General features: G+C 72.1%; 23 protein-coding genes. 6 read left to right on the top strand and 17 right to left on the bottom strand.

The annotated features are described in order from the left end of the window. Window positions 1-14: 14 nt before the first annotated feature. The gene (locus ACZ4YL_RS06220) at window positions 15-2,894 is read right to left on the bottom strand and encodes a UPF0182 family membrane protein (RefSeq protein WP_468114820.1); all 2,880 of its coding nucleotides are present in this window, start codon (window positions 2,892-2,894) and stop codon (window positions 15-17) included. Window positions 2,895-3,024: 130 nt separating this feature from the next. On the opposite strand from ACZ4YL_RS06220, the gene ACZ4YL_RS06215 reads away from it, so the two are divergent. Next, the gene (locus ACZ4YL_RS06215) at window positions 3,025-3,594 is read left to right on the top strand and encodes a PPA1309 family protein (RefSeq protein ID WP_030764569.1); all 570 of its coding nucleotides are present in this window, start codon (window positions 3,025-3,027) and stop codon (window positions 3,592-3,594) included. A gap of 33 nt (window positions 3,595-3,627) precedes the next feature. On the opposite strand, the gene ACZ4YL_RS06210 is transcribed toward ACZ4YL_RS06215, so the two are convergent. From ACZ4YL_RS06210 to ACZ4YL_RS06195, 4 genes are all read right to left on the bottom strand, one after another. Continuing rightward, window positions 3,628-4,713, bottom strand: a complete 1,086-nt coding sequence (locus ACZ4YL_RS06210) for a YlbL family protein (RefSeq protein ID WP_468114144.1) — start codon at window positions 4,711-4,713, stop codon at window positions 3,628-3,630. 145 nt (window positions 4,714-4,858) lie between these two features. After that, the gene (locus ACZ4YL_RS06205) at window positions 4,859-5,074 is read right to left on the bottom strand and encodes a hypothetical protein (protein ID WP_351153860.1); all 216 of its coding nucleotides are present in this window, start codon (window positions 5,072-5,074) and stop codon (window positions 4,859-4,861) included. Between the two features lie 290 nt (window positions 5,075-5,364). Continuing rightward, entirely contained in the window at window positions 5,365-5,826 is a 462-nt protein-coding gene (locus tag ACZ4YL_RS06200) for a molybdenum cofactor biosynthesis protein MoaE (protein ID WP_030010759.1), read from the bottom strand. A 190-nt stretch (window positions 5,827-6,016) separates the two neighbouring features. Continuing rightward, window positions 6,017-7,183, bottom strand: coding sequence for an SDR family oxidoreductase (locus tag ACZ4YL_RS06195; protein ID WP_301366578.1), 1,167 nt, complete (start codon window positions 7,181-7,183; stop codon window positions 6,017-6,019). Between the two features lie 192 nt (window positions 7,184-7,375). On the opposite strand from ACZ4YL_RS06195, the gene ACZ4YL_RS06190 reads away from it, so the two are divergent. Together ACZ4YL_RS06190 and ACZ4YL_RS06185 are read left to right on the top strand one after the other, a co-directional pair. After that, a complete protein-coding gene (locus ACZ4YL_RS06190) occupies window positions 7,376-8,782 on the top strand; it encodes a zinc-dependent metalloprotease (protein ID WP_266604695.1) in 1,407 nt (468 codons plus the stop codon). Next, window positions 8,779-9,309 (top strand): NUDIX hydrolase, encoded by a 531-nt coding sequence (locus ACZ4YL_RS06185; protein WP_468114142.1) that lies wholly within the window; start codon window positions 8,779-8,781, stop codon window positions 9,307-9,309. The genes ACZ4YL_RS06190 and ACZ4YL_RS06185 overlap by 4 nt, the downstream gene beginning before the upstream one ends. Window positions 9,310-9,384: 75 nt before the next feature. On the opposite strand, the gene ACZ4YL_RS06180 is transcribed toward ACZ4YL_RS06185, so the two are convergent. From ACZ4YL_RS06180 to ACZ4YL_RS06165, 4 genes are all read right to left on the bottom strand, one after another. Next, on the bottom strand, window positions 9,385-10,140 hold the full coding sequence (locus ACZ4YL_RS06180) for an AIM24 family protein (protein ID WP_202199820.1): 756 nt from the start codon (window positions 10,138-10,140) through the stop codon (window positions 9,385-9,387). Between the two features lie 17 nt (window positions 10,141-10,157). Next, window positions 10,158-10,838 (bottom strand): AIM24 family protein, encoded by a 681-nt coding sequence (locus ACZ4YL_RS06175; RefSeq protein ID WP_030011152.1) that lies wholly within the window; start codon window positions 10,836-10,838, stop codon window positions 10,158-10,160. Window positions 10,839-10,858: 20 nt separating this feature from the next. Beyond that, window positions 10,859-12,484, bottom strand: coding sequence for a TerD family protein (locus ACZ4YL_RS06170; protein ID WP_468114140.1), 1,626 nt, complete (start codon window positions 12,482-12,484; stop codon window positions 10,859-10,861). A gap of 149 nt (window positions 12,485-12,633) precedes the next feature. After that, the gene (locus ACZ4YL_RS06165) at window positions 12,634-13,272 is read right to left on the bottom strand and encodes a M48 metallopeptidase family protein (protein WP_468114138.1); all 639 of its coding nucleotides are present in this window, start codon (window positions 13,270-13,272) and stop codon (window positions 12,634-12,636) included. A 125-nt stretch (window positions 13,273-13,397) separates the two neighbouring features. On the opposite strand from ACZ4YL_RS06165, the gene ACZ4YL_RS06160 reads away from it, so the two are divergent. Beyond that, window positions 13,398-14,531: a ThiF family adenylyltransferase gene (locus tag ACZ4YL_RS06160; RefSeq protein WP_468114136.1), complete on the top strand. Its 1,134-nt coding sequence runs from the start codon at window positions 13,398-13,400 to the stop codon at window positions 14,529-14,531. A gap of 71 nt (window positions 14,532-14,602) precedes the next feature. After that, a complete protein-coding gene (locus ACZ4YL_RS06155) occupies window positions 14,603-15,931 on the top strand; it encodes an ABC1 kinase family protein (RefSeq protein WP_468114134.1) in 1,329 nt (442 codons plus the stop codon). A gap of 13 nt (window positions 15,932-15,944) precedes the next feature. Here ACZ4YL_RS06155 and ACZ4YL_RS06150 read toward each other — a convergent pair whose 3' ends face one another. From ACZ4YL_RS06150 to ACZ4YL_RS06130, 5 genes are all read right to left on the bottom strand, one after another. Then, window positions 15,945-16,151, bottom strand: a complete 207-nt coding sequence (locus ACZ4YL_RS06150; RefSeq protein WP_468114132.1) for a hypothetical protein — start codon at window positions 16,149-16,151, stop codon at window positions 15,945-15,947. A gap of 100 nt (window positions 16,152-16,251) precedes the next feature. After that, window positions 16,252-16,581 (bottom strand): hypothetical protein, encoded by a 330-nt coding sequence (locus ACZ4YL_RS06145; protein WP_382550554.1) that lies wholly within the window; start codon window positions 16,579-16,581, stop codon window positions 16,252-16,254. Next, complete coding sequence (locus ACZ4YL_RS06140) at window positions 16,578-16,949, bottom strand: WhiB family transcriptional regulator (RefSeq protein WP_202199827.1); 372 nt, start codon at window positions 16,947-16,949, stop codon at window positions 16,578-16,580. Before ACZ4YL_RS06140 ends, ACZ4YL_RS06145 begins: the two co-directional genes overlap by 4 nt. 180 nt (window positions 16,950-17,129) lie before the next feature. Beyond that, a complete protein-coding gene (locus tag ACZ4YL_RS06135; RefSeq protein WP_468114818.1) occupies window positions 17,130-17,441 on the bottom strand; it encodes a hypothetical protein in 312 nt (103 codons plus the stop codon). Between the two features lie 179 nt (window positions 17,442-17,620). After that, entirely contained in the window at window positions 17,621-19,855 is a 2,235-nt protein-coding gene (locus ACZ4YL_RS06130; protein ID WP_468114816.1) for an ATP-dependent DNA helicase UvrD2, read from the bottom strand. Between the two features lie 110 nt (window positions 19,856-19,965). Here ACZ4YL_RS06130 and ACZ4YL_RS06125 point away from each other — a divergent pair, with 110 nt between their 5' ends. Beyond that, on the top strand, window positions 19,966-20,226 hold the full coding sequence (locus tag ACZ4YL_RS06125; protein WP_468114131.1) for a mycoredoxin: 261 nt from the start codon (window positions 19,966-19,968) through the stop codon (window positions 20,224-20,226). 94 nt (window positions 20,227-20,320) lie between these two features. Here ACZ4YL_RS06125 and nudC read toward each other — a convergent pair whose 3' ends face one another. From nudC to ACZ4YL_RS06110, 3 genes are read right to left on the bottom strand one after another with little or no spacing between them, the layout of a single operon-like run. Continuing rightward, window positions 20,321-21,277, bottom strand: coding sequence for an NAD(+) diphosphatase (nudC, locus tag ACZ4YL_RS06120; RefSeq protein WP_189732695.1), 957 nt, complete (start codon window positions 21,275-21,277; stop codon window positions 20,321-20,323). A gap of 54 nt (window positions 21,278-21,331) precedes the next feature. Further along, window positions 21,332-22,738: a dipeptidase gene (locus tag ACZ4YL_RS06115; protein ID WP_468114130.1), complete on the bottom strand. Its 1,407-nt coding sequence runs from the start codon at window positions 22,736-22,738 to the stop codon at window positions 21,332-21,334. A 10-nt stretch (window positions 22,739-22,748) separates the two neighbouring features. Continuing rightward, window positions 22,749-26,594: a UvrD-helicase domain-containing protein gene (locus tag ACZ4YL_RS06110; RefSeq protein ID WP_468114129.1), complete on the bottom strand. Its 3,846-nt coding sequence runs from the start codon at window positions 26,592-26,594 to the stop codon at window positions 22,749-22,751. Window positions 26,595-26,696: the final 102 nt, after the last annotated feature.

Below are 26,696 nucleotides of genomic sequence, written 5' to 3'. Positions count from 1 at the left end.
CCATTACCCATTGATCACTGGCCGGCCGGGGCGGGCGCCGTCAGCTTCGCCTCGGCCTCGATCGCCCGCTTCAGCGCGGCCTTGATCTCGTCCTGGGCCTTGCCGAAGGCCGTCCAGTCACCGGCCTGCCGGGCCTTCTCGGCATCCTCGATGGCCTTCTGCGCGTCGGCGAGCGCGGCCTTGACCGTCGGGTCCTGGGCGGTCGGCGGCGTGACGGTGCCCTCGCCCGGCGGCTGCTCCGGGGGCACCGGAACGGTCGGCGCCTCGGCCCCGAAGACCACGTTCAGCGCCTTCTCCAGGGTGTCCTCGAAGGCCGTCTGGTTGCCGTAGGTCACGAGCACCTTGCGAAGCAGCGGGTACTTCAGGCCGGAGCTGCGGACGTAGACCGGCTCGACGTAGAGCATCCCGCCGTCGAGCGGCACCGCGAGCAGGTTGCCGTACTCGATCTCCGAGTCGCCACCGCGCAGCAGGCGGATGGACTCGGCGATCTTCGGTTCCGACTGGAACTTGCTCTGCACCTGACCGGGGCCGTCCGGCGGCTTGCTGGTCGGCATCTTCAGAATGCGGATCTTGCCGTAGTCCGGGGTGCCCGGATCGGCGTTGACCGCCATGAAGGCACTCAGGTTGGGCCGCTCGTTCGGCGTGAACGTCGTGGTGAGCGAGAAGACCTGGTCCTTCTCCTTCTGGCCCGGCATCTTCATCGACAGGTAGTACGGCGGAACGGCCGTACCGGCCTTGGTCGTCGGGTCGTCCGGGACCGCCCACGCCTCACTGCCGCTGAGGAAGGTCTGCGGGTCGGTGACGTGGTACCGGGTCAGCAGTTCGCGCTGGACCTTGAAGAGGTCCTGCGGGTACCGCAGGTGCTCCATGAGCGGCTTGGCGATGTCGGCCTTGGGCTTCACCGTGCCCGGGAACGCCTTCATCCAGGTCTTCAGGACCGGGTCCTCGGTGTCCCACTGGTACAGGTCGACCGAGCCGTCGTACGCGTCGACGGTGGCCTTCACCGAGTTGCGGATGTAGTTGACCTGGTTCTCCTGGGCGACCACCGCGCGCTGGCTGTTGGTCAGCGAGTCCGCGGTGCTCTGGCCCAGCGTGGTGCGCGAGGCGTACGGGTAGCCGTTGGTGGTCGTGTACGCGTCGACGATCCACTTGATCCGGCCGTCGATCACGGCCGGGTAGGGCGCACCGTCGATGGTCAGCCACGGGGCGACGGCCTCGACGCGCTGCTTGGGCGTGCGGTTGTACAGGATCCGCGAGCCGTCGCCGATGGCGCCCGAGTAGAGGATCTGCGGCTCGTTGAAGGTGAGCGCGTAGGCGGCCCGGTTGACCGGGTTGTCGAGATTGACGCCGGAGTCGCCCTTGTAGCTCGTCTCCTTCTCGCCCTTGTCGTCCGAGTAGTCGAGCTCCTTCTGCGGACCACCGACGATCGAGTACTGCTTCGTCTGCTCGCCGTAGTAGATGCGCTGCTCGAAGTCCGTGCCGAACACGCCCTTGGAGGGCAGGTCGGACTGGGTGAAGTCGGGAGCGCCCTCCTTCACGGTGGTGCCCTTGGCCGCGACCACGCCGTAACCGTGCGTGTACTTGAAGTGGTCGTTGATCCAGTTGTTCTTCGGGATGCCGCCGATGTTCAGCTCGCGCAGCCCGATGACCGTGTCCTGGCCGCTGTACCGGTCCACGGCGAGCGTGGACGGGAAGGCGTAGTAGCCCTTGACCTGCTGGAGCTGCTGGAAGGCCGGCGAGACGATGTTCGGGTCGAGGATGCGGATGCTGGCCGTGGTGTCGGCCTGCGGCCGCAGCTTGCCCCGGTCCTCCGTCTGCGGGACGCCCGGGTAGTCCGTGACCTCCGAGCCGGCGATGCCGTAGGCGTCGCGCGTGGCCTTGATGTTCTTCTGGACGTACGGGGATTCCTTGGCCTGCTCGTTCGGCTGGACCTGGAACTTCTGCACGATCGCCGGGTAGAGCCCGCCGATCAGGATCGCCGAGAGCACCATCAGACCGAAGCCGATGACCGGCAGCTGCCAGGTGCGGCGCCACAGCGTCGCGAAGAACAGCACGGCGCAGATCGCGGCGATGGCGACGAGGATCGTCTTCGCCGGGAGGTAGGCGTTCGCGTCGACGTAGCGCAGGCCCGTCCAGTTGTCGGCGGCCTTGAAGTCGCTGGACTTCACGGCGAGCCCGTACCGGTCGAGCCAGTAGGCGACCGCCTTGAGCGTGACGAACAGGCCGAGCAGCACCGACAGGTGGCCGGTGGCGGCGGCGGTGGCCCGCGCGCCCGGGCTGGTCACGCGCAGTCCGCCGTACAGGTAGTGCACGACGGCCGCGGCGATCACCGAAAGGACGACCGCGGCGAAGCCGAAGCCGAGCAGGAAGCGGTACCAGGGCAGGTCGAAGGTGTAGAAGGACACGTCCATGTGGAACTGCGGGTCCTTCGAACCGAAGGGCACCCCGTTCACGTACATGAGCCAGGTCTTCCACTGGCCGGCCGCCGAGGCGCCCGCGATCAGGCCGACGAGCACCGCGATGCCCAGGAGCAGCCACTTCTTGTACGGGGCGATGCTCATTCGGTAGCGGTCGAGGCTCTGCTGTTCCATCGACATCGCGCTGAGCGGCGGCCGCAGCCGGTGGGCCAGCCAGATGTTGAAACCGACGGCACCCGCCATCAGCAGACCGAAGACGGCGAAGAGGCCGATCTTGGTCCACAGGGTGGTGGTGAAGACGGTGGAGTACTTCACGGAGCGGAACCAGAGCCAGTCAGTCCAGAAGCCCGCGAACATGATGAAGAGCATGGCCAGGACGGCCAGCACGCCCAAGGTCATCAGGAGAGTTCGGGCCCGCCGGGAGGGGCGGCCGACTCTCATCCGTGGCCCGGAAGGGCCTCCGCCGCGGTCCGGCATCTGGAAAGCCAAGGTGCGCACCTCGAAAGTCGCTAAGTCTGGTAATGAACGGGCCCCCGATCGTAGAGCCCACTCATGCAACTTACTGAGGCTTTGGTCAGTTCCCGGTAATCGATGGAAAGGAGGCAGGATGTTGCCCATGTCCAACCTTTCGCCTTCCCCCGGCACCCCCATGGCGGCCAGTCCGCTGACCCGCGCCTGCCTCGAGATCGACGAGTACGCGGCCGGCCTCGGCTGGGACAAGCCCGCGCGGCTCTTCGCCCTCGTCGACACCGCCCGGCTCAAGAAGCAGGAGCCGCGGCTGGCGAGCCAGCTCGGTCTCGACCAGGACGACGCCGGCAAGTCCTCCCTCACCCCCATCGAGCAGGACGAGGTCCCGAAGGGGACGCCGCTCGACAAGTTCCTCGGCACCATCGCCTGGCCCGACGCCGTCGTCGGCTGCGCGCTGACGGTGGAGCGCCTGATGCTGCCGCCGTCCGCGGAGGCCTCCGTACCGGAGGGACTGAACGACAAGCAGCTGTCGAAGTGGGTCGCCGGGCACCCGGAGCGGCAGGAGGTGCGCCTCACCGTGGCCGTGCTGCGCGACGGATCGCGCGAGTCTGCCGTACGGCTGCGCGACAAGGACTCCTCGACGGAGGTCCTCACCGGTGCGGGCCTGGTCCCCGGCCTGGCGGAGGCCCTGGCGGCGACCTTCTCGTAGGTCCTGCCCGTCAGGGGGACGGAACGGCCGGGGCTAGCGCGTGCACTGCGGCAGCCCGGCCGTGTCCCCCTTGCTGATCTTCTCCAGTGCCTTGGCGGCGTCGTCGATCGTGGACACCTTGATCAGGGTCAGCCCGTCGGGGACGTGGGAGGCCGCGGAGGCGCAGTTCTCGGCGGGCGTCAGGAAGTACTCCGCGCCGGCCTTGCGGGCGCCGATGGTCTTCATCTGGATGCCGCCGATGGGGCCGACCTTGCCCGCGTCGTCGATGGTGCCGGTGCCCGCGACGAACTTCCCGCCGGTCAGGTCCTCCGGGGTGAGCTTGTCGACGATGCCGAGGGCGAACATCAGCCCGGCGCTCGGGCCGCCGACGTCGGCGAGCTTGATGTCGATCGTGAACGGGAAGGCGTGGTCGGTGCCCGCCCGGATGCCGACGATGGCGTGACCGTCGCCCTCCGCCTTGCCCGCGGTGATCGTCAGCTTCGAGGGGGCGGGGTCGTTGTTGCCCGCCTTCGCCGCCTCGGCCGCCTCCTTGGCGGGCACGATCGTGAACTCCACCGGCTCACCCGGCTTGTGCTTGGTGACGAGCTTGGCCACGTCCTCGGGGGCGGTGACGGCGGCGCCGTCCACGGCCTTGATCACGTCCCCGGCGTGCAGCCGGCCCTCGGAGGGGCTGTCCTTGACCACGGTGGAGACGATCACCCGGGCGGTGACCGGGATGCCGAGCTGCTTCAGGGCCGCCACCTTGGCGCTCTGCTGCGACTGGCTGAACTCCTCGGCGTTCTCCTGGGTGGACTCCGCCTCCGTCTTCCCGTTCGGGTAGAGGTTCTCGTGCGGGACGACGATGTTGTCGCCGGCCAGCCACCCGTAGACCGCTTCCACCAGGCTCATGTCGTAGTCCGCACCCGTGACGCGGACCGTGGTCATGTTGAGGTGACCGCTGGTCGGGTACGTCTTGCGCCCCGCGATGTTGAGGACGGGCGCGCCGTGCGAGTTCCCGAGCGTGTTCACGGTCGGGCCGGGGCTCATCTCGGAGTACGGGACCTTGATGAACACCCCTGCGCAGAGCAGCGCGAACAGCACCAGGGTGGAAGCGAGCATCGTCGCGGTGCGGCGTGGCATGGATCCGACAGTACGGGACGGCCCTGACGGGCGGCCCTCGGGGCCGGTCCGTACGGGGTCCGTACGCGAAACTCTCAGCGGAATCTCACCGACGGCGGCGGACCGGAGCGGGACGGTCGCGGAGCGTCGAGCGGCGGCGGGCGTCTCAGACGGCGTCGGAGGCGGCGGGGGCGGACGGGGAGGAATGGGCGTCGGCCTTCACCCTGGCCTGATCGGCATTGGCCATGGCTTCCCGGAATCGCGCGTATCCCGCGAGCTCGGATATGTCACCCTGTGTGCGGTCGCGTGCCGCCCAGCTGCCCCATATCGCCGCTCCGATCGCGGCGAACAGCGGAATCAGCAACCACGCCAAAGACGCCATGGGCGTGCCTCCCTACCCCGAAGAACGTTTCGTTGGTGGCTTCAACGCTCGTGCCCGTGGGGGGGTTACGCAAATCGAGGGCGTGTTGCGCGGCCGAACGGGTGCGAGGCTACCGCCTTCCGGGTGGCGCTCCGTGACCGGGGGTTCAGCAGGCGCCGAACCACTCCTCGGTGCCGTCGCCGAACGTCGCCCTCCTTGAAGGCCGGACTCGCACCGCTCGGCGCCGGAGCGCCTCACGGGCTTCGCCCGGCCGTGCCGGACTCCGTCCGGCGGCCTGCGCGGCCCGGGCCTCAGCAGGCGCCGACCCACTCCTCGGTGCCGTCGCTGAACGTCTGGTGCTTCCAGATCGGGACCTCGTGCTTGAGGTCGTCGATCAGCATCCGGGCGGCTTCGAAGGCCTCGCCGCGGTGCGGGCAGGACACGGCGACGACGACGGCCAGGTCGCCCACGGCCAGGTCACCGACCCGGTGCACGGCCGCGAGGGCGCGGACCGGGAACTTGGCCACGACGCGCTCGGCCACGCGGCGCATCTCGGCCTCGGCGGTCGGATGGCAGGAGTAGCCGAGCGAGTCGACGTCCGCCCCGCTGTCGTGGTTGCGCACTGTGCCGACGAAGAGCGTCGTACCGCCCGACGCGTCGTCGCCGACGGCCTGGAAGACCTCGTCGATCGACAGGGCGGTCTCGCGGATCTGGAGCAGCCGGATCGGGTCCGAAGCGGCCTGCTCACCGGGGTGGTCGAAGTGCGGTGCCATGCCTTCATCGTGCCTTAGCCGCTGACACGGCGAAATAGCAGATTCGCCCGGGGCGGGAACGCCGCCTTGGGAGCCTCCTACCAATCCGGGCACCGGCACGGTCCGGCCTCGCCGGCGTTTGAGGCGCGGGGGTGCAAGGGCGGCGCCCCGGCGGCTGCGCCGCACCGGGCAGGCGGCCCGGCCCGCAGGGTCAGATCCCGCGCCGCTTGCGCGCCAGGCGGACCGCGGCGGCCGCGCCCAGCAGGGCCACCGTCGCGCCGGCCGCCCCGGCGGCCGTGGCGGCGTCCCTGCGGCCCAGCCGGCGGCCCGCGACCGTGTGGCGGCCCGAGACCTCCTGGAGGAGCTCGGCGAGCACCTCCTCGTTGGTCCAGCGCGGCCGCCAGCCCGCCGCGTGCAGCCCGCTGACGCTGACCACCCACGGGTGCATCGTGTAGGCGAGGTCCCCGGCCGGGGACGGGGTCAGGCCGATCCGGTGCAGCCGGGCCGCCGCTCCCAGGGCGACCGCGGAGGGGAGCTCCATGCGGCGGATGCCGCTCAGCTCCTCGACCTCCTCCTGCTCCAGCCACCCCTCGCAGCCGACGGCCAGCTCGCCCTCTACCTTCTCCAGAGCCGCGTACTCCAGGGCGCTGACCAGGTCGTCCACGTGGCAGAACTGCCAGGTGGGGCGGGATCCCGCCACCACGAGCAGCCGCGGGGACTCGAAGTACCGGGTCAGGGCGGTGTCCGTGCCGCCGACCAGGACGGCCGGGCGGATCACGGTGACGTTCAGTCCGGGGTGCGCGCGGGGGGCCCGGCGGCCGAGGCGCTCGATCTCCAGCAGGTCGCCGACGCCGGTCGCCTCGGCGGTGGCCCGCAGCTCGGAGTCCTCGGACAGCGGGATGTCGTTGTCCGGCAGGGCCCCGTAGACCATCGCCGAGGTGCAGAGCACGACCCGGTGCACGCCGGCCGCGGCGGCGGCCGTCAGGACGGTCTGGGTGCCGCGCACGTTGTACGCCGTACGGGCGGCCGGGTCGGTCTCCAGGTCGAGGTCCAGCGCGAGGTGGACCACGACGTCCGCGCCGCGCAGCTTCTCGGCGATCGCGGGGTCCCGTACGTCGAGGATGTGCCACTGCGCGGCGGCGCAGTCCCCCCGTCGCTCGTCGATGGCGACGACCTGCTTGACCTCGTCGGAGGCGGCCAGGCGGCTCACCAGGGCCGCGCCGACGCCCGAGGCGGCGCCGGTCACGGCGATCACCGGGCTGCGCCGGCGGATTCCCTCCGGGTTTCGCGGCTGGCGAACGCCGGGGGCGCTGTCACCGTGCTCGGAGCTGTTTTCGTCGTCGTGCATCGCGCGAAACTGCGGATCTGGGGAACTCACCGGGCGTCTCCAGCGGTTGTCTTCAGTAGGGACGCGTCGTGACGCGTACCCACCAGGTGATGTCCATCCTGCCGCAGCCCAGGAGTCGGCGGAGCACCGAGCCCGGATGCGGCCGCGGTGTCTACGCTGGGTGGTGTTGTCGGACCATTGCCCGTCGGCTCCCGCCGGCGGCCCTACGAGCCGAGGAAACCCGTGAGCGACACCCCATTCGGATTCGGCCTTCCGCCGGAGGAGCCGGAGAACGGCGACGATGGCAAGAAGAAGGGCAACCAGGGCGGTCAGGGCGGCCCGGCGAATCCCTTCGGGTTCCCCGGCATGGGTCTGCCGGGCGGGGCGGGCGCTCCCGGAGCGGACAACCCGTTCGCCGCGATGTTCGGTTCGATGAACCCGAACGACCTCGGTGCCGCCTTCCAGCAGCTCGGCCAGATGCTGAGCTACGAGGGAGGTCCCGTGAACTGGGACATGGCCAAGGACATCGCCCGCCAGACCGTCGCGCAGGGCACTGCGGACGGTGTGAAGGACACGAGCGTCGGCGTCGCCGAGAAGTCCGCCGTCGAGGAGGCCGTGCGCCTCGCCGACCACTGGCTGGACGGTGTGACCTCGCTGCCCTCGGGCGCCACCACGGCCGTGGCCTGGAGCCGCGCCGAGTGGGTCGAGGCGACCCTCCCCGTGTGGAAGGAGCTCGTGGACCCGGTCGCGGAGCGGGTGGGCGCGGCCATGGGCGGTGTGCTGCCCGAGGAGATGCAGGCCATGGCGGGCCCGCTGCTCGGCATGATGCGCTCCATGGGCGGTGCCATGTTCGGCCAGCAGATCGGCCAGGCCGTCGGCACCCTCGCGGGCGAGGTCGTCGGCTCGACGGACATCGGCCTGCCGCTGGGCCCGGCCGGGAAGGCCGCGCTGCTGCCGCTGAACATCGAGAGCTTCGGCAAGGACCTGGGCGTGCCCTCGGATGAGGTGCGGCTCTACCTGGCCCTGCGCGAGGCGGCCCACGCCCGGCTCTTCGCGCACGTGCCGTGGCTGCGCTCGCACCTGTTCGGTGCGGTCGAGGGCTACGCCCGCGGCATCAAGGTCGACACCTCGAAGCTGGAGGACGTGGTCGGCCAGCTCGACCCGTCCAACCCGGAGCAGCTGCAGGAGGCGCTCCAGGGCGGCATGTTCCAGCCGCAGGACACCCCCGAGCAGAAGGCCGCCCTGGCCCGCCTGGAGACGGCGCTCGCGCTGGTCGAGGGCTGGGTCGACGCGGTGGTGCACGAGGCCGCCAAGCCCCGGCTGACCTCGGCGGACGCGATGCGCGAGACCATGCGGCGGCGGCGCGCCTCGGGCGGCCCGGCGGAGCAGACCTTCGCGACGCTGATCGGCCTGGAGCTGCGCCCGCGCCGGCTGCGGGACGCCTCGCGGCTGTGGGCCTCGCTCACCGACGCCCGGGGCGTCGACGGCCGTGACGGCCTGTGGGAGCACCCGGACATGCTGCCGACGGCCTCGGACCTGGACGACCCGGACGGGTTCGTGCACCGCGAGCAGCTGGACTTCTCCGAGATCGACAAGATGCTCGGCGAGGCCGCCGAGAAGCGCGAGCAGGACGGCGACGAGAAGAAGTGAGCCTGCACGAAGACGCGGTCCTCGTCCTGAAGGCGTACGAGGACCAGAGCGAGCTGCGCGATCTGTACCTGGAGCACCTGGCGGCCCACCCGGACGGGGTCTACAAGCCCTGCGGGGCCGGGCACGTCACGGGCAGCGCGCTGGTGATCGACCCGGTGCGGGGGCGCGTCCTGCTGACCCTGCACAAGAAGCTCGGCATGTGGCTCCAGATGGGCGGCCACTGCGAGCCCGGTGACGCGACCCTGGCCGACGTGGCGCTGCGCGAGGCCCGTGAGGAGTCGGGCATCGCGTCGGGGCTGACCCTGCTCGAAGGCGGGCCGGTGCGCCTGGACCGGCATCCGATCCCGGCTCCGTGCAACTGGCACCTGGACGTGCAGTACGCCGCGCTGGCTCCGGCCGGCGCGGTGGCGGAGATCAGCGAGGAGTCCCTGGACCTGCGCTGGTTCCCGTACGAGGAGGTGGCGGCGGTGGCCGACACGTCCGTCGTACGGCTGCTGGAGGCGACCTTGGCCCGGCTCGGCGGCTGAGCACACGGCGCCGCGCGTGGACGCGGCGAAGGGGCGGACCCCGGTGGGTCCGCCCCTTCGCCGTGCCGGGAACCGTCAGTTCCAGGCGTTGTTCTGGTTCTGCGCGTGGGAACCGTGCTGGCCCATGCCGAACTGCGCTGCGACGCCCTGGCCGAGCTGGGCGTTCTGCGGCGGCAGCACCTCGCTGGGCTGCACCAGCGCGAAGCCGGTGCCGAGGAAGCTCAGCTCCCAGCCCTCGCCGGTGTTGCCGCGCCGCCGCCACACCCCGCTGGAGTGCGTCTGGGCCTGCATCTGGACCCGCAGCGAGGTGGACCAGGCCACGATCGCGTCCGCGTCGGCATTGACGTACTTGTCGGGCGTGACCTGCATCATCAGCGGCTGGCCGGAGGTCATCAGCGCGACCTTGCCGCGGCCGGAGATGTTGAGCTGGTACTTGCCCGAGCCGGAGATCCCGTACTGGCTGTCCACCGCGATGACCTCGGTGTGCAGGGTGGAGTCCAGGGCCAGCACATAGCTGCTGTCGACCGTGAGGCCGTCCTGGTCCACGTCCACGACGTGCACGTACTGGGCCAGGTTGGCCAGGTAGACCGTGCCCTGCCCGGAGCAGCGCATGAGGTCCAAGCCCTCGCCGGTGCGGCGGCGGGCGTTGCGCTGGCTGGTGGTCTGGTACTCGCCGTCGAAGTCGATGAGTCCCTGGTAGGCGACCATCGCGCCCTTACGGGCGAGTACGTCGTCGGAGCCCGTCAGCGAGACCCGCAGCAGCTGCGGGTTCTGGATGGCGTACCGCTCCTGGGACTGCGCCTCGGCGTGGGCGAAAAGTGCGCTCTGCATGATGTGTCCGCTCCCCCTCAGCCCCGGGCCCGGAGCCGGTCGGTGCTGTCCTCGCTGGGCTGTACGACGACGATGCCCTGGCCGGAGAAGGCCATCTGGTAGGCCTCCCCGCTGCCCCGGCCGATCATCGACGAGGCCTTGAAGCTGCGCTTGCCCTTGACCTTGAGATTCGGCGACCAGGCGACGAGCGCGTCGGGGTCGACGTACGTCTCGTCCTCGCCGCGGCCGCAGTCGACCACGATCGGGGTGCCCCGCGAGGTCAGGGCGACCCACCCGGTGCCCGCGATCTGCACGTTGAACAGGCCCTGGCCGGCGAACTTGGCGAGACCCTTGACCCGCTCGACGCCCCACTGGAGGTGCGCGTCGAAGGCGAGCAGGTTGGTGCCGTTGACCGAGAGCGAGTCGTTGTTGAGGTTGATGACGACCACGTCGGCGCCGTAGTCGGCCAGGTAGAGCAGGCCGTCGCCGGTGCACTTCATCAGCGGCGCGCCTTCGCCGGTGATCCACTGCGAGGCCATCTGACGGACGGCCGGCGGGTTGGGCTCGTACTGGACGAAGCCCTCGTAGGCGACCATCGAGCCGGTACGGGCGAAGAGGTCCTGGCCGCTCTGCATGGCGACCTTGAGCATGGCCCGGCCGTGGTTCTCCATGCGGGCCGTGACGGGGGTCGGGGCGAAGCCCGCGAGTTGCTGGTTCATTGCGTTCATGTCGGGCTCCCTCAGACCTCGTACGGCTGGACGACGATGAAGTTGCCGGGAGCGCCGCGGAACTGGAGGTTCACGGTCTCCCCGCTGTGGCCGGGGTAGGCGTTGCGCCGCAGCCGGACCTGGCTGGAGATGATCACCTGCGAGGCGGAGGACCACGCGACGATGGCGTTGCTGTCCGCGAAGGTGGTCGGGGTGACGGGCAGGACCACCGGGACGCCGTGCGTCTTGACGATGACCGTGCCGGTGCCCTGGAACTGCATGGTGAACAGGGCGCCGCCGGGGATGCCGTGGCCCTCGATACGGCGGACCTCGTGCTGGAGCGACTCGTCGAAGGCGAGGACGGCCTCGGCGGAGACGCAGATCCCGTCGCCCTGGAGCTCGATGGCGTGCAGGTGGGCGCCGTTCTCCGCGAGGAAGACCTGGCCGCGGCCGGTGCAGCGCATGAGCTGCATCTCCTGGCCGGTGGCGTTGCCGACGATGCGGCCGGCGAAGCCCGCGCCCTTGTAGCTGAAGTCGACCTTGCCCTGGTACAGGACCATGCTGCCCTGGCGGGCGAGGACGGCCTGGCCGCCCATCGCGAGGTCGACGCGCATGAGCTGCTGGTTCTGCGGCGTCCAGCGGGTGCCGGTGGGGGCTTCCTTGTACGGCTGGAGCGCGGCGGCGAGTCCGGCGCCGGCGGCGGGTACGCCCTGCGGGGCGTAGCCGGGCTGCTGGCCCGGGAACTGGCCGGGCACCTGGCCGGGGACCTGGCCGTAGGAGGGCTGCTGCGGCGGCTGCCCGTAGGGCGCGGGGGCCGGCGCGGGCGGCGGCACCTGTCCGTAGGACGGCTGCGGCGGCTGCGGCTGGCCGTACGGAGCGGGGGCCGGCGGGGCGAGCGGCGCGGCCATGGTGGGCGCGGCGTGCACCGGGGCCGGGGCCGGGGGCTGCTGGTACTGCGGCTGCGGGACGGCGCCGGGCGCGGGCACGGGCGCGCCGAAGGACGGCGCGGGGGCCGGGGCCTGCGGGGCGGGGGCCGGGGCGCCGAAGGCCGGGGCCGGGGCGGCCGCCTGCGGCGGCGGGGCGAATCCGGGCGAGGCCGCGGCCGGGGCCTGCTGCGCCGGCTGCGCGTCCTCGGCGACCTCGCCGCCGAAGTTCCGCAGCAGCGCGTCGAGCCCGCCGTCGAAGCCCTGGCCGACGGCGGCGAAGCGCCACACGTCCTTCAGGTAGAAGTCGCCGAGCATCACGGCCCGCTCGGTGGTGAACTCCGCGCCGGTGAACGCGTACCGGACGACCTCTTCGCCGCCGGCCACGATCCGGATGTGGCCGGGGCCGATCTGCGACATCTGTCCGGCACCGTCGATGGTGGCGGTGAAGGACAGTTTGTGGATGGACGCCGGAATGCGGTCCAGCGTCACCCGGAAGGATTCGGTGTCGCCCGACTGCGCACCGAGTTGCTGAATGGACTCTTCCGGCGACTTCGGCTGATTGAAGAAGACGAAGTAACGGTCGTCCGACAGCTGCTCGTTGGCGTCGAGGCCGAAACAGCTGATGTCGAAGGCGAGTCCGGATCCGGCGATCTGGACGCCTACGTACAGATCGGTGCCCGCCGTGAGATCACTGATCTTGGCCTTGTGGCCGCGTTGGAATTCCCTGGCCATACGTACGACCGTCCCCCATCCCGACTGTGAATGCGTGGCGCTCAGGCTAACGGCAATTGCCGACATCCGGCCAAGCCGGTACCGACCCGGTACAAAACACTGCGTGCGGCACGTGGGGCGGCGGGCGGGCCGCGGACGGGCCGGCGGGCTCATTCCTCGCGGGCGGCGGGGACCTTCGGCAGCCGCTCGGCGGCGACCACGCCTTCCAGGTAGCCGCGGGCCCGCTCGGTGCGCGGGTAGGCCTCCAGCAGCTCCCAGAAGCGGGGTCCGTGGCCGGGCACGAGGAGGTGGGCCAGCTCGTGCAGGAGCACGTAGTCGACGACGTACTCGGGCATCCCCTGGAGCCGGTGCGAGAGCCGGATGCTGCCTTCGGCGGGGGTGCAGGAGCCCCAGCGGGTGTTCTGGTTGGTGACCCAGCGGACCGTGCGGGGGCGGGCGCGGCCGTCGAAGTACTGGTCGGACAGCTGCGCGGCCCGCTCGGTGAGTTCCGCGTCCCCGAAGGTGCGCTTGCTCTCCTGGGCGGCCAGCTTGTCGAGCATGACCCCCACCCAGCGCTGCTCCTCCGCCTCGGACATCCGGGCAGGGATGAGCACGACCGTACGGTCACCCTCGCGATAGGCGGATACGGTCCTGCGGCGGCGCGCGCTCCGGCGGACTTCGACGGCGCGCTGCGGTGGGTCGGCGGACACGCCACGACGGTACCCGGTCGTGGTGGCGGAAGTCCCGCCCGTCCGCGGTTCGAACACGAGGGATTCGGGGCCGATTTCCGGAACCCCATTTCCCTTCATCTCATATGCCTAATACCTCGCACCTGTGGACAAATTCCTGCATGGATTCCGGTGGGCGGGCACTGTTGCGGAAGAGCGGGAATCGGGTGGTGCGCATGCGCACGGGATATCGAGGGGGACGGGACATGTATCCGAAGGTGAAGCCGGCGCTGGCGCGGGCGTGGCGGGATCTGCAGACGGTTCAGTTCGGGGTGACGCCCGCCCATGCGGTGGTGCTCGGCCCCGTGGACACGGCGACCGGCACGCTGATCGACCGGATCGACGGCACCCGGGGAATGGAGTTGTTGCGGGTCGAGGCCTCGGGGATGGGGCTGCCGGACGGCCGGGCCGACGAGGTGGTCAGGACGCTGGCGGGGGCCGGCCTGCTCGACGACGTCACGGCGGGCGGTCCGCGGGCCCAGGCCCTGCGGGGACATCCGGAGACCGTGGAGCGGCTGGGGCCCGACCTCGGTTCGCTGTCCCTGGTCCACCGCGAGCCCGGCGGGGACTTACGGGGGATCGCCGCCCGCCGGTCGATACGGGTCCGGGTGCGCGGGAGCGGGCGGGTGGGGGCCGTGATCGCCGCGGTCCTGGCGGGAGCCGGCGTGGGCCGGGTGGAGGTGCTCGACGGGGGCCGGGTGGAGCCGGCGGACGTGGCGCCGGGCGGGCTGGACCCCGGGAGCGTGGGCCGGCCGCGGGCCGAGTCCGCGGGCAGGCTGGTGCGCGGGTCGGCCCCGGGGCGCACCCCGCGGGCCGGGGAGGACGAGGGGGCGGAGCCGGGGCTGGCCCTGGTGGTGGTCGCACCCCGGGACGGGCTGCACGCCTGGGCCCCGGATCCGGACACCGCGGCCGACTGGATCGCCGCGGGCATCCCGCACCTGTACGCGGGGGTGTTGGAGGGGACGGGGCTGGTGGGGCCGCTGGTGCTGCCGGGGTCGACAGCCTGCGCGGGGTGCATGGAGCGCGACCGCGTGGACCGGGACGCGGCCTGGCCGAGGATGCTCGTGCAGTGGCGTTCGGCCCACCGCCGCCGCACGGGTGCCGCCTGCGACCTGGGCCTGTCCACGGCGGTGGCGGGGCTGGCCGCGGCCCATGCGCTGGCCTTCCTCGACGGACAGTTGCCCGCGTCCACGGCCTCTCGCTGGGAAGCCGCCCTCCCCGCCCTGCACTGGGAATCCACGCCGGTTCACCCGCATCCCGACTGCCCCTGCGGGGCGGGCGGGTCACCGGAGGAGGATCGGGCGGGGTGCGGCCGGGAGGGCCATGACAGGATGCGCTGAGGCTGTCGGGTCGGCGGAGCCCTTCCTGAATCCGCCGTTCGCGGCGCAGCTGTCTGGGACTTGGAGGGGCTATGTCTGATCTTCCCCGGAAGGCGGTCACCCGTACCGTCAAGCTGGCCGCGCTGCCGCTCGGCATCGCGGGCCGGGCCACGTGGGGGCTGGGCAAGCGGATCGGGGGCAAGTCCGCGGAGATCGTGGCGCGCGAGCTCCAGCAGCGCACCGCCGAGCAGTTGTTCCGCACCCTCGGGGAGCTGAAGGGCGGTGCCATGAAGTTCGGGCAGGCCCTGTCGGTCTTCGAGTCGGCCCTGCCCGAGGAGGTCGCGGGGCCCTACCGGGCCGCGCTGACCAAGCTTCAGGAGGCGGCCCCGCCGCTGCCCGCGGCGACGGTGCACCAGGTCCTGACGGACCGTCTCGGCGCCGACTGGCGGGACCTGTTCGAGGAGTTCGAGGACAAGCCGGCCGCGGCGGCCTCCATCGGGCAGGTGCACCGGGCAGTGTGGCACGACGGGCGGCAGGTGGCCGTCAAGGTCCAGTACCCGGGGGCCGGTGAGGCGCTGCTGTCGGACCTGAAGCAGCTGGGCCGGTTCGCGGGCCTGCTGGGGCCGCTGATCCCCGGCATGGAGATCAAGCCGCTGATCAAGGAGTTGCGCGACCGGGTCGCGGAGGAGCTCGACTACGAGCTGGAGGCCGAGGCCCAGCGGACGCACGCGGACGCCTTCGTGGACGACCCGGACGTGGTCGTGCCGGACGTCGTGCACCAGGGCGACCAGGTGCTGGTGACCGAGTGGATGGAAGGGACCCCGCTGTCGGAGGTGATAGCCGACGGGACCCAGGAGGAGCGGGATCGGGCCGGACAGCTGCTGGCCGGGTTCCTGTTCGCCGGTCCGGCGCGCACCGGCCTGCTGCACGCGGACCCGCACCCGGGCAACTTCCGGCTGATAGCGGGGGCGGACGGCCGGACGCGGCTGGGCGTCCTGGACTTCGGCACGGTCGACCGGCTGCCCGGGGGCTGGCCCAAGCCCATCGGCAGGTCGCTGCGGATGACGCTGGACGGTGACGCCGAGGGGGTCTACGGGCACCTGCGAGCCGAGGGGTTCGTGAAGGAGTCCGTCGAGCTCGATCCCGACGCGGTGCTGGACTACCTGAAGCCGATCATCGAGCCCGCCGAGGCCGAGGAGTTCACCTTCACCCGGCCGTGGCTGCGCGGCCAGGCGGCGCGGATCGCCGATCCCCGCTCCCCCGCGCACCAGTTGGGCCGGCAGATCAATCTGCCGCCGTCCTACCTGCTGATCCACCGCGTGACGCTGAGCACCATCGGGGTGCTGTGCCAGCTGGGCGCGACGGTGCGGCTGCGGGACGAACTGGACACCTGGCTGCCGGGGTTCGCCCCCGCCGAGTGACCGCGTAGGCGCGTCACCACCAGGACGAGTCGAGCCTGCCCTCGATCGACCGGAGGTTGGCGCGCGCGCAGTCGACGCAGAAGTACTGTCTGGTCCCGTTCTCCACCGAGCAGGTCCAGGTGGGTGGGATCTCGCCCGGGGCCTCGGCGCCGCAGCCCGTGCAGACGACGGGCTGGGCCTCGGATCCCGACGGGCCGGGGTGGGGGGTCGGCTGGTCCACCTCCAGACGATATCCCCGTCGGGGGCGGACAGGCCCGCGCAACGCACCGGGGGGACCGGTCCGTGCGGACCGGTCCCCCCGGGGATGCTGCTGTCAGCTCTTACTGCATGACGGCCATGGCCAGCGCACGCCGGGCGCGCATGGAGACGCGCTCGGCACGCCGCTGCATGCGGCGGGCGGCGACCAGGCGCACGGCGTGGCGCTCGGCGTCCACCTCGCGCATGAGCTCGTCCATATGGGCACGAGCCAGGGCTTCTGGGATGAGTTGCATTTCGCGGGTCCTGTTCTGACGCGAGGTGATCGCGCCGGTGGTGATGAAGTCTGCGTGGGCGGCGCCGTGGGGCTGCTCGCTCGTGGTGTAGGAGGTCATGAGGGCCTGCTTCAAGGGGTCGTGCGTCAGGGGGCGGTCGATGGTTCCGATGGCGGTCATGCCGCGACAACCGGGTTCTTGCGCGGACGGCCACGGGGACGCTTGCGGGCTACGACGACACCCTGGACGAAGAGCTCGCCACCCCAGACACCCCAGGGCTCGCGGCGCTCGATCGCTCCGGCGAGGCAGGCCTCGACCAGCGGGCAGGTGCGGCAGAGGGACTTGGCGTACTCGACGTCGGCCGGGGACTCGGCGAAGAAGACCTCGGGGTCGAAGGTACGGCAGGGGACGGGCACGCCGAGGTTCTCGATGGCGTCGTCGAGCGCGGTCAGCGCGGTGAGCGGGGTCAAGGTGTGGTCCTCCGGGACTGCGGGCGGGGAGATCAGTTGGGTCTGCGGTACGGACGGGGCGTGCGCTTCGAGTTGCACGGTGGTTTCTTCCTCGTCTTGTTCGGCTAGTCGTTCCGGCCGGTCGGCCGGGTTCGGCTGGTACCTGGCTGCCAGTCCCGAGGCCCCTTCGCTGCGTCGTCCCTGTTCGGGACAAAACAGAAGGGCCGCGGATCCCGGGTGGGGTTCCGCGGCCCTGAAGGCGCCGGCCTGATCATGCGATCAGGCTGGATCACTCCAGGGTTCGAGCCCGCGGAAGGCCCACATCAGGTGGTGCTGCTGCTTCGTCTGCTTCTTCTGGGATCCGGCACCGGCTGCGGCAGCGAGTCCATAGGCGCCATGCGTCTGCGCTTCTGCTGCCAGTACTGCCACCGATGCCTTGGTCGGTCGCTCATTGCGCTCACTGACCGGACGGATCGCCAGCAGGGCGGGGCGGTCGGCGGAAATCGCGGACACACCGGTACCCAGGGTGGAGACGGAACCGAGCAGGCAGGAAGCGTCGACCGAGCGATCGGTCATTTTGGTGAAGGTCATGAAGCTGGTCACTGGTCTCGCCTCCTCTCGGCGTCTCGGGGACTCGGCCCGGGGGCCTGTCCCATACGTATTCGGATAAGTACAGCACGGATCCTGGGCTTCGGAGAAGCCACCGTTTCCGTTGCTAAGAACCTATGGGTCTTCGCTGGGCATGTGCAAACTATTTTTCCGACGAGTTTCTACGCGTCGTCAGGATGCCCGGCCCCAACCTCCTGACCTGCACAGATGGCCAGGACCTCAGCTCCGTACCGGTCAAGCTTACGGCCGCCGACTCCGGAGATCATCGAGAGCTCCCCCTCCTCGGACGGCGCGGCCTCCGCGATGGCCATCAGCGTCTTGTCCGTGAAGACGCAGTAGGCGGGCAGGCCTTGCTCCTTCGACTGGGCCGCGCGCCACTCCCGCAGCCGCTCGTAGAGGCCTTCGTCCATGTCGGACGGGCAGTCCTCACAGCGCATCAGCTTCAGCTCGCCGGCCTCGGTCAGGGTCTTGCCGCAGACCCGGCACAGCGCGGGACCGCGGCGCGGGCGCTTGCGCACCCCTCGCTCGGCCGCGGAGCCCGCGCCGGCGCCCCGGGCCGCGGAGCCCGGCCGCAGGCCGTTCAGGAAGCGGCTGGGGCGCCTGGAGGCCCGACCGCCGGGGGCGCGGGAGACCGCCCAGGACAGGCTCAGGTGGATCCGCGCCCGGGTGACGCCGACGTAGAGCAGCCGCCGTTCCTCCTCGACCTGCTCGTCGGTCTTCGCATAGGTGATCGGCATCATGCCGTCGGTGAGGCCGACGAGGAACACGGCGTCCCACTCCAGGCCCTTCGCCGCGTGCAGCGAGGCCAGGGTGACGCCCTGGACGGTCGGGGCGTGCTGGGCGGCCTTGCGCTCGTCCAGCTCGATCGTGAGATCCGCCAGGGTGGCCCCGGGCCGGGCGCGGGCGAAGTCCTCGGCGAGCCGGACCAGCGCGGCCAGTGATTCCCACTGGTCGCGCACGGCGCCGGAGCCGGCGGGCGGCTCGGTGCTCCAGCCGGTGGAGCTGAGCACCGCCCGGACCTGGGAGCCCAGTTCCACGACGTCGTCGAGCAGTGGGTCGTTCCCGCCGGAGCGGGCGGCTCCGCGCAGCGCGAGGATCGCCCTCTGGACCTCCTGGCGCTCGAAGAACCGCTCGGCTCCGCGCAGCTGGTAGGGGACCCCGGCGTCGGCGAGGGCCTGCTCGTAGACCTCGGACTGGGCGTTGATGCGGTAGAGCACGGCGATCTCGCCCGCGGGGACACCCGCGGCGATCAGGTCCCGGATCCGGTGGGCGACGCCCTCGGCCTCGGCCGGCTCGTCCGCGTACTCGGTGTGGACGGGTTCGGGGCCGGTCTCGCGCTGCGAGATCAGCTCCAGCCGGTGCTCGGCGGCCCGGCCCCTGGCCTGGTTCAGGAGCCCGTTGGCCAGATGGACCACCTGGGGGGTGGAGCGGTAGTCGCGGACCAGCTTGACCACCGTGGCCTGCGGGTAGCGGGTGCGAAAGTTCAGCAGGTGGTCGGGGGTGGCGCCGGTGAAGGAGTAGATGGTCTGGCTGGCGTCACCGACGACGCAGAGGCTGTCGCGCTCGCCGAGCCACAGATCCAGCAGCCGCTGCTGGAGCGGGCTGACGTCCTGGTACTCGTCGACGACGAAGTGCTGGTACTGGCTGCGGATCTGCTCGGCGATGTCGTGGCGGTCCTGGAGGATGCCGACGGTCAGGAGCAGCACGTCCTCGAAGTCGATCATGCCGCGGTCGCGCTTGAGCTGTTCGTACGTCCCGTAGATCTGGGCGATCTCGGCCAGGTCCCGGGGGGCCTCGCGGCCCGACTTGAGGGCGGCCACCGGGTAGTCGGCGGGCACGGTCTGGGTGACCTTCGCCCATTCGATCTCGCCCGTGACGTCGCGCAGCTCGTTGCGGTCGAGCCGGATGCGGCAGCGCGCACCGGCCTCGGCGACGAACTGGATCTTGCGCTCGAGCAGCCGGGGCACCTCGCCGCCGACCGCCTTGGGCCAGAAGTACTGGAGCTGGCGCAGGGCGGCGGAGTGGAAGGTGCGGGCCTGGACCCCGCCCGCGCCCAGGGTGCGCAGACGTCCGCGCATCTCGCCCGCGGCGCGGTTGGTGAAGGTGACGGCGAGCACACTGGCCGGCATGAGCTGCCCGGACCGGACGCCGTAGGCGATGCGGTGGGTGATCGCGCGGGTCTTGCCGGTACCGGCACCCGCCAGCACGCACACCGGCCCGCGCAGGGTCGTCGCGACCTCGCGCTGCTCCGGGTCGAGGCCCAGGAGCACCGCGTCGGCCGAGTCGGCGGAGGCGGGGCCACCCGGGAACGATGAGGAGTGCGTTGCTGCTGTCACCCCGCCATGCTGCCAGGTCTCGTGAGTCGGGCGGGAAAATTGTCCACAGGCGGCACGTATCAGTCGTATCAGTCACACCGGGAGCGCGGGGGCGACCGTACGGGAATGGCCGCCGGGTCCCGTACGTTCGAGTACTCGGACCACCGAGCCCTCACGAAGGAGAGCGCAGCATGCAGGACACGGGCACCGTCACGATGTACAGCACGACCTGGTGCGGCTACTGCCGTCGGCTGAAGAGCCAGCTGGACCGGGAAGGCATCGCGTACAACGAGATCAACATCGAGCTCGACCCGGAGTCCGCCGCGTTCGTGGAGAAGGCCAACGGCGGCAACCAGACGGTTCCGACCGTGCTCGTGAAGTCCGCCGCGGGCGGTGAGTCCGTCATGACGAACCCGAGCCTGGCCCAGGTCAAGCAGGCCCTCGCCGTCTGACCGGCCGCGAGGACCGGGCGAGACCGGAGCACAGCGGAGGGCCCCCGCCGAGGCGGGGGCCCTCCGCCGTCATGAGGCGGGGAAGTGACGAAGGTTACGCGGCCGCCTTCGGCAGCGGCTCGCCGTACCAGAGCTCGACCAGCCGGGCGGCGATGGAGATGCCCGACGGGGGCAGAACCTCGCCCGACGCGAACGCCGCGCGCAGCTCCTCGCGGGAGAACCAGCGGGCCTCCTCGATCTCCTCGCCGTCCACCGTGATCTCCGAGGTGGTGGCGCGGGCCGTGAAGCCCAGCATCAGGCTGTACGGGAAGGGCCACGGCTGGCTGGCCACGTACTCGACCTCGCCGACCCGGACGCCCGCCTCCTCCCACACCTCGCGGATGACGGACTGCTCTATGGACTCGCCCGGCTCCACGAACCCCGCCAGGGTGGAGAAGCGGCCCTCCGGCCAGTGCACCTGGCGGCCCAGCAGCGCACGGTCGTGCTCGTCCGTGACCAGCATGATCACGGCCGGGTCGGTGCGCGGGTAGTGCTCGGCGCCGCAGCCCGGGCAGCGGCGGATGTGCCCGGCGGCCGCGACCACCGTGCGCTCGCCGCAGCGCGAGCAGAAGCGGTGCATCCGCTGCCAGTTCTCCAGCGCCACCGCGTGGACCATCAGCCCGGCGTCGCGCGGGGACAGCAGCAGTCCGGCCTCGCGCAGGCCGGCCGGCCTGGCCGACTGGTCCATTCGGCCGGGCAGCGCGTCCTTCTGCAGCGCGAAGTACCGTACGCCGTCCTCGTCGGTGCCCAGGAAGTAGCGGTGGGTCTCGGTGACCGGGGCCTCGAAGGCCGGGGTCATCACGATGCCGGAACCGCCGTCGGGAGTGTCGTCGATCAGGACCTGGCCGCCGGAGACGACGAAGACGCGCGTCGTCGGGTGGCTCCAGGCCGCGGCCAGCCACGCCTCGTCGAGACGGTGGTGCGCGGCGCGGTCGATCCCGCTGGGCGCGGCGAGCGAAAGAGGGCGCTCGGTGAGAGGGCGCTCGGTATGGGTGCTCACAGGTACTTCCAACTCCCCCGGTGGTGGGACAGGCAGGCTCGGTACGGCAGGTGTGTGCGTCGGGTGTCAGGCGGTGGTTCGGTGGTGGGCGGCCAGGTCTCCCCAGAGGTACGCGGTCGTCTCGACACCCTTGAGCAGGAGGTCCAGCTCGACCTTCTCGTTCGGTGAGTGCCAGCCGTCGGACGGTACCGAGATGCCGAGGAAGACGACGGGCGCGTCCAGGACGTCCTGGAGGTCCGCCGCGGGGCCGGAGCCGCCCTCCCGCGTGAAGCGGATCTTCTCGCCGAAGGCACGGCCCATGGCCCGGACGACCGACTGCAGGGCCGGGTGGTCCAGCGGGGTCAGGCACGGGCGGGTCGGTGCGCCGAAGGTGATGGAGTGGCGGATCCCGTCCGGGATGCCGGCCGCGACCCAGTCCCTGACGGCCGCCTCGACCTCGTACGGGTCCTGCCCGGACACCAGGCGGAACGACAGCTTCAGGTGGGCGGAGGCGGGCACGATGGTCTTGCCGCCGGGGCCCTGGTAGCCGCCGCCGATGCCGTTGACCTCGGCCGTGGGGCGGGCCCAGACGCGTTCCAGGGTGGAGTACCCGGCCTCGCCCGCGGCCGCGTGGGACTTGGCCGTACGCAGCCACTCGGACTCGTCGAAGGGCAGCTCGGCGATGAGCGCGCGCTCCGCGTCCGTGAGCTCGGCGATGTTGTCGTAGAAGCCGGGGATCGTGACCCGCCCGTCGGCGTCGTGCAGGGCCGCGACCAGGCGGGCGGCGGCGGTGGCCGGATTGGGCACGGCCCCGCCGAAGGCGCCGGAGTGGATGTCCTGGTCCGGGCCGTGGAAGTCGATCTCGCAGTCGGCCACGCCACGCATGCCGGTGCAGACGGTGGGGGTGGTCTCGGACCACATGCCGGTGTCGGAGACGATCACGACGTCGGCGGCGAGCTCGGCGGCGCGGGCCTCGACGAGGGCGCGGAAGTTCGGGGAGCCGGACTCCTCCTCGCCCTCGATGAGGAGCTTGAGGTGCACGGCGGGAGCGGCGGCGCCGGTGGCCGCCAGGTGCGCCCGTACCCCGAGGGTGTGGAAGAACACCTGCCCCTTGTCGTCGGCGGCGCCGCGCCCGTACATGCGGCCGCCCTGGACCACCGGCTCGAACGGGTCGGTGTGCCAGCCGTCGGCGAGCGCGGCGGGCTGCACGTCGTGGTGCCCGTACACGAGGACGGTCGGGGCGTGCGGGTCCTCGCTCGGCCAGTGCGCGAAGACGGCGGGCGCGCCGGGAGTCTCCCACACCTCGGCGACCGGGAAGCCGGTCTCCTTGAGCTTGGCCGCGAGCCATTCGGCGCTGCGGCGTACGTCGCCCGCGTGCTCGGGCTGGGCCGAGACGGAGGGAATGCGGAGCCACTCGGCGAGGTCGTCGAGGAAGGCGGCGCGGTGGGTGTCGATGTACGTGCGGACGACGCTGTCCGGCGGGGTGTCGCTCATGCCCACGAGCCTAGCTGTCCGCCTGATGGTCACCGTCCGGGTCCGGTTCGCCTTGGAGGATCCGCTCAAGGCGGGCCCGGTCCGGGAGGTTGCGGGGGCGGATCACACGGCCGCTGCGGACGTGCAGGAAGGCGGCGGACACCCGGTCGAGCGGGGTGTTCGTGGCCTCGGCCCAGGCCACGCGGTAGACGGCGAGCTGGAGGGGGTCGGCCTCGGTGGTGCGGCCGGTCTTCCAGTCGACGATCTCGTACGAGCCGTCCGGGTTGCGGTAGACGGCGTCGATCCGGCCGCGCACGACCCGGCCGGCGAGGGTGAGCTGGACCGGGGCCTCCATGCGGTGGGGGGGCCGGTCCGCGTACGGGCTGCGTTCGAAGGCGGCCTTGAGGGAGTCGAGGTCGGCCTCGTCGGCGATCTCCTGGTCGGAGCCGGCGCCGGGGAGGTCGGCGACGGGGTCGAGGACGTCGAGGAACGGCAGCGGCAGCTCGTCGAACCGGGACTCGACCCAGGCGTGGAACCGGGTGCCCTGGCGGGCGGCGGGCTGCGGGGGCCGCGGCATGGGGCGGGCGAGGTCGCGTACGAAGCCCTGCTCGTCGGCGGCGAGCCGGAGCAGCTGGCTGGCGGACAGGGCGGACGGCAGCTCGACGTCACGGACGGCCGCGCGGGCACGGCGGAGCTCGCCCTCCAGGGCGTCGAGATCGCGGTCCCAGGAGGCGACGGCGCGGGCCTCCTCGGGAACGAGGTCGCCTCCGGCGGGGCGGGAGGACACGGCCGCGCCCGCGGCGGGCCCGGCCCCGTCGGCCCAGAGCTCGGCCTCCGGCCAGAGGTCCTCGCCCTCCGGGACGGGCCGCCGCCCGGCGGGAACGGCCCGGAGGTCGTCGTTCGGCGCGGCGGGGTCGGGTTCGTCCCCCGCCCCGCCCCTTCCCGGAAGCGGGGCGCTGCCCCGGGCCCCGTGGGGGGCACGCGCGGGCGGGGTGCCCGGTCCCGGGTGTGCCCAGGCTTCGCCGGACCAGAGGTCGCCGGAATCCGACGCGGTGGCGTCGGCCGCGTCGGCGGGGGGTCGGCCGGGGCCGGCTTCGCCGGACCGGGCTGCGGCTCCGGGCCGCGGCCCGGCCGGAGGCGCACCGGGACCGTCGGCCCGGCCAGACGGCCGGGTGACGGTCGGCAGGGCCGTGGGCTCGGCGGGCCGGGCACCGCCGGCGGAGGCGTGGACGCCCGACTCTGCGGGCCAGGGGTCGTCGGCCGGGGCCTCCGGGGGCCAGGTGCCGTCGGCGGGATCCGGTTCCCAGGGGTCTTCGTCCGGCCACGGCTCTTCGCAGTCCGGCGGCCAGAGGTACTCGTCCTCCTCCGGGGGCGGGGCCGCGAGGTAGGACTCCACCAGGGCGGCCGCCGCGCGGCGCAGGGTGAGGGAGTACGGGTCGAGCGGGAGGGGCCAGGAGTGGTCCGGGGTGGATTCGCCGGACAGCGCCGGGTTCTCGGCGGTGGGGTCGGGCTCGTCCGCCCAGGCCTCGATCTCGCCGAAGCCGGCCGCGCAGTGCTCGTACAGGGCTTCGAGGAACGGCGACGGGCCGCGGCGCTTCTTCTGGCTCGGGCCCCACCAGTGGCCCGAGGCCAGCAGCAGGGAGCGCGGCCGGGTGAAGGTCACGTAGCCGAGGCGGAGCTCCTCCACCGACTTGTGGTCCTTGAGCGCGGTCTTGAAGGCCTTCAGGCCCGCCGAGGTCCAGGCCGGGTCCCCGGGCAGGGTGGGGGCGTCGCCGCGCAGCGCGTACGGGAGCACCTTCGCGTACGAGGTCCAGGCCTCCGGTGGCTTCTCCTTCGGGAACGCGCCGGCGCACAGGTCCGGGACCACCACCACGTCCCACTCCAGGCCCTTGGACTTGTGGGCGGTGAGCACCTTGACCGTGTTCTCGCCGCCGGGCAGCGCGTGGTCCAGGCCCTTCTCGTACTGGGCGGCCGTGCGCAGGAACGCCAGGAAGGCCAGCAGCGTGGCCTCGCCGTCCAGGGCGGCGAAACCGGCCGCCACGTCCATGAAGTTCGACAGGGTCTCGCGGCGGCGGGCCGCCAGCGCGTGCGGGGAGGCCGACAGCTCCACCTCCAGCCCGGTGGCGGTCAGCACCCGGTGCAGGACGTCCATCAGCGGGTCGGCGAGGGAGCGCCGCAGGTCGCGCAGTTCCTGGGCGAGGTGCGCGAAGCGGATCCGGGCCTCCGCCGAGAAGGGGAGGTCGTCCGGGGCCTGTCCGGCGCCGTCGAGGAACGTCTCCAGGGCGTCGGCGAGCGACACGATCTCCGCCGGGTCCACGCCCTCCACGGCCGCCGCGAGCCGTTCGTCCGGGTCGGACCCGGCGGGTGCGCGGCTCACCAGGAGCCGCGCCCGGCGGCCCAGCAGGGCCAGGTCGCGCGCGCCGATCCGCCAGCGCGGGCCGATCAGGAGCCGGACCAGGGAGGCGTTGGCGCCGGGGTCCTGAAGGACCTCGCAGACGGCGACGAGGTCGGCGACCTCGGGCAGGTGCAGCAGCCCGGAGAGGCCGACGACCTCCACCGGGACGTCCCGGTCCACCAGCACGGCCTGGATCTGCGCGAAGTCCCCGGCGGAGCGGCACAGTACGGCGATCTCGCGCGGCTCCGTGCCGGTGCGGACCAGGTGGGCGACGGAGTCGGCGAGCCAGTCGAGCTCCTGCGCGTGGGTCTCCAGCAGGGCGCAGCGGACCTGCCCTGCGGCCTCCGCCCCCGGCGCCGGGCGCAGCGCCTCCACGCCCTCGTGCATGGCGCGCAGGGGGGCTGCGAGTCCGTTGGCCAGGTCCAGCAGGCGGCCACCGCTGCGCCGGTTCTCGCTGAGGGAGAGCCGGGTGGCGGGGCTTCCGTCGGCGTGCGGGAAGTGCTCCGGGAAGTCGTCGAGGTTGGCGACGGAGGCCCCGCGCCAGCCGTAGATGGCCTGGCAGGGGTCGCCTACGGCGGTCACGGCGTGGCCGGAGCCCGCGCCGAAGAGTCCGGACAGCAGCAGCCGCTGTGCGACGGAGGTGTCCTGGTACTCGTCGAGCAGGACCACCCGGAACTCCTCGCGCAGCAGCGCCCCCACCTCGGGCCGGGTGGTGGCGAGCTGCGCGGAGAGGGCTATCTGGTCGCTGAAGTCGAAGAGGTCGCGGGAGCGTTTGGCGGCGCGGTAGCGGACGACCAGTTCCAGCAGTTCGAGGCGGCCGCGCACGGCCTCCGGGACCTTGCGGAGGTCCTCGTTGGTGAGCTTGGTGCCGGCGAGCGCATCCAGCAGGCCGGTGTCGTACAGGCGCAGCCGCTCGGGCTCGACCAGGTGCTCGGAGAGTTCCCCGTCGAGGGCGAGGAGGTCACCGACCAGGCCGGGGACCGATTTGGTGAGCGCGGGGTACGGGCCGGGGGCCTCGCGCAGCACCTTCGCGGCGAGCTGGAAGCGGGTGGCGTCGGCGAGCAGCCGGGAGCTTGGCTCCAGGCCGATGCGCAGGCCGTGGTCCTTCAGGAGCTGTCCGGCGAAGGCGTGGTAGGTGGAGATGCGGGGCTCGCCGCCGGCCGCGTCCGCGTCGGCCGGGGAGGGGTCCGGGTCGGTGATGCCGGCCCGCGCGAGGGCCTTGCGTACGCGCTCGGACAGTTCACCGGCGGCCTTGTTGGTGAAGGTCAGGCCGAGCACCTGCTCGGGCGCGACCGCACCCGTACCGACGAGCCAGACGACGCGGGCGGCCATGACGGTGGTCTTGCCGGAGCCGGCGCCCGCGACGACGACCTGCGGGGCGGGCGGGGCGGTGACACAGGCCATCTGCTCGGGCGTGAAAGGGATCCCGAGGAGCTCCTTGAGCTGCTCGGGGTCGGAGAGGGCGGGCGGACGCGCGGGCACGTAAAAAGGCTAGCCGCCCCCACCGACAGCCCTGACCGGGCGAGCCCGGCCCAGGGGGTGTCTTGCCGGTCAGGGCGGATCAGGGAGCGGGGCCTGGTGCCG

The organism is Streptomyces sp. NPDC030021 (assembly GCF_055574035.1).
The sequence above is the reverse complement of the archived record's forward strand: the minus strand, read 5'-3'. Positions and strand labels throughout refer to the sequence as shown.

Excerpts from the sequence above, each read along its gene's own strand:
- ACZ4YL_RS06220 (WP_468114820.1), bottom strand. The coding sequence starts at position 2,894 with ATGCCGGACCGCGGCGGAGGCCCTTCCGGGCCACGGATGAGAGTCGGC.
- ACZ4YL_RS06215 (WP_030764569.1), top strand. The coding sequence starts at position 3,025 with ATGTTGCCCATGTCCAACCTTTCGCCTTCCCCCGGCACCCCCATGGCG.
- ACZ4YL_RS06210 (WP_468114144.1), bottom strand. The coding sequence starts at position 4,713 with ATGCCACGCCGCACCGCGACGATGCTCGCTTCCACCCTGGTGCTGTTC.
- ACZ4YL_RS06205 (WP_351153860.1), bottom strand. The coding sequence starts at position 5,074 with ATGGCGTCTTTGGCGTGGTTGCTGATTCCGCTGTTCGCCGCGATCGGA.
- ACZ4YL_RS06200 (WP_030010759.1), bottom strand. The coding sequence starts at position 5,826 with ATGGCACCGCACTTCGACCACCCCGGTGAGCAGGCCGCTTCGGACCCG.
- ACZ4YL_RS06180 (WP_202199820.1), bottom strand. The coding sequence starts at position 10,140 with ATGCAGAGCGCACTTTTCGCCCACGCCGAGGCGCAGTCCCAGGAGCGG.
- ACZ4YL_RS06175 (WP_030011152.1), bottom strand. The coding sequence starts at position 10,838 with ATGAACCAGCAACTCGCGGGCTTCGCCCCGACCCCCGTCACGGCCCGC.
- ACZ4YL_RS06170 (WP_468114140.1), bottom strand. The coding sequence starts at position 12,484 with ATGGCCAGGGAATTCCAACGCGGCCACAAGGCCAAGATCAGTGATCTC.
- ACZ4YL_RS06165 (WP_468114138.1), bottom strand. The coding sequence starts at position 13,272 with ATGAAGGGAAATGGGGTTCCGGAAATCGGCCCCGAATCCCTCGTGTTC.
- ACZ4YL_RS06160 (WP_468114136.1), top strand. The coding sequence starts at position 13,398 with ATGTATCCGAAGGTGAAGCCGGCGCTGGCGCGGGCGTGGCGGGATCTG.
- ACZ4YL_RS06155 (WP_468114134.1), top strand. The coding sequence starts at position 14,603 with ATGTCTGATCTTCCCCGGAAGGCGGTCACCCGTACCGTCAAGCTGGCC.
- ACZ4YL_RS06145 (WP_382550554.1), bottom strand. The coding sequence starts at position 16,581 with ATGACCGCCATCGGAACCATCGACCGCCCCCTGACGCACGACCCCTTG.
- ACZ4YL_RS06135 (WP_468114818.1), bottom strand. The coding sequence starts at position 17,441 with ATGACCTTCACCAAAATGACCGATCGCTCGGTCGACGCTTCCTGCCTG.
- ACZ4YL_RS06125 (WP_468114131.1), top strand. The coding sequence starts at position 19,966 with ATGCAGGACACGGGCACCGTCACGATGTACAGCACGACCTGGTGCGGC.
- ACZ4YL_RS06115 (WP_468114130.1), bottom strand. The coding sequence starts at position 22,738 with ATGAGCGACACCCCGCCGGACAGCGTCGTCCGCACGTACATCGACACC.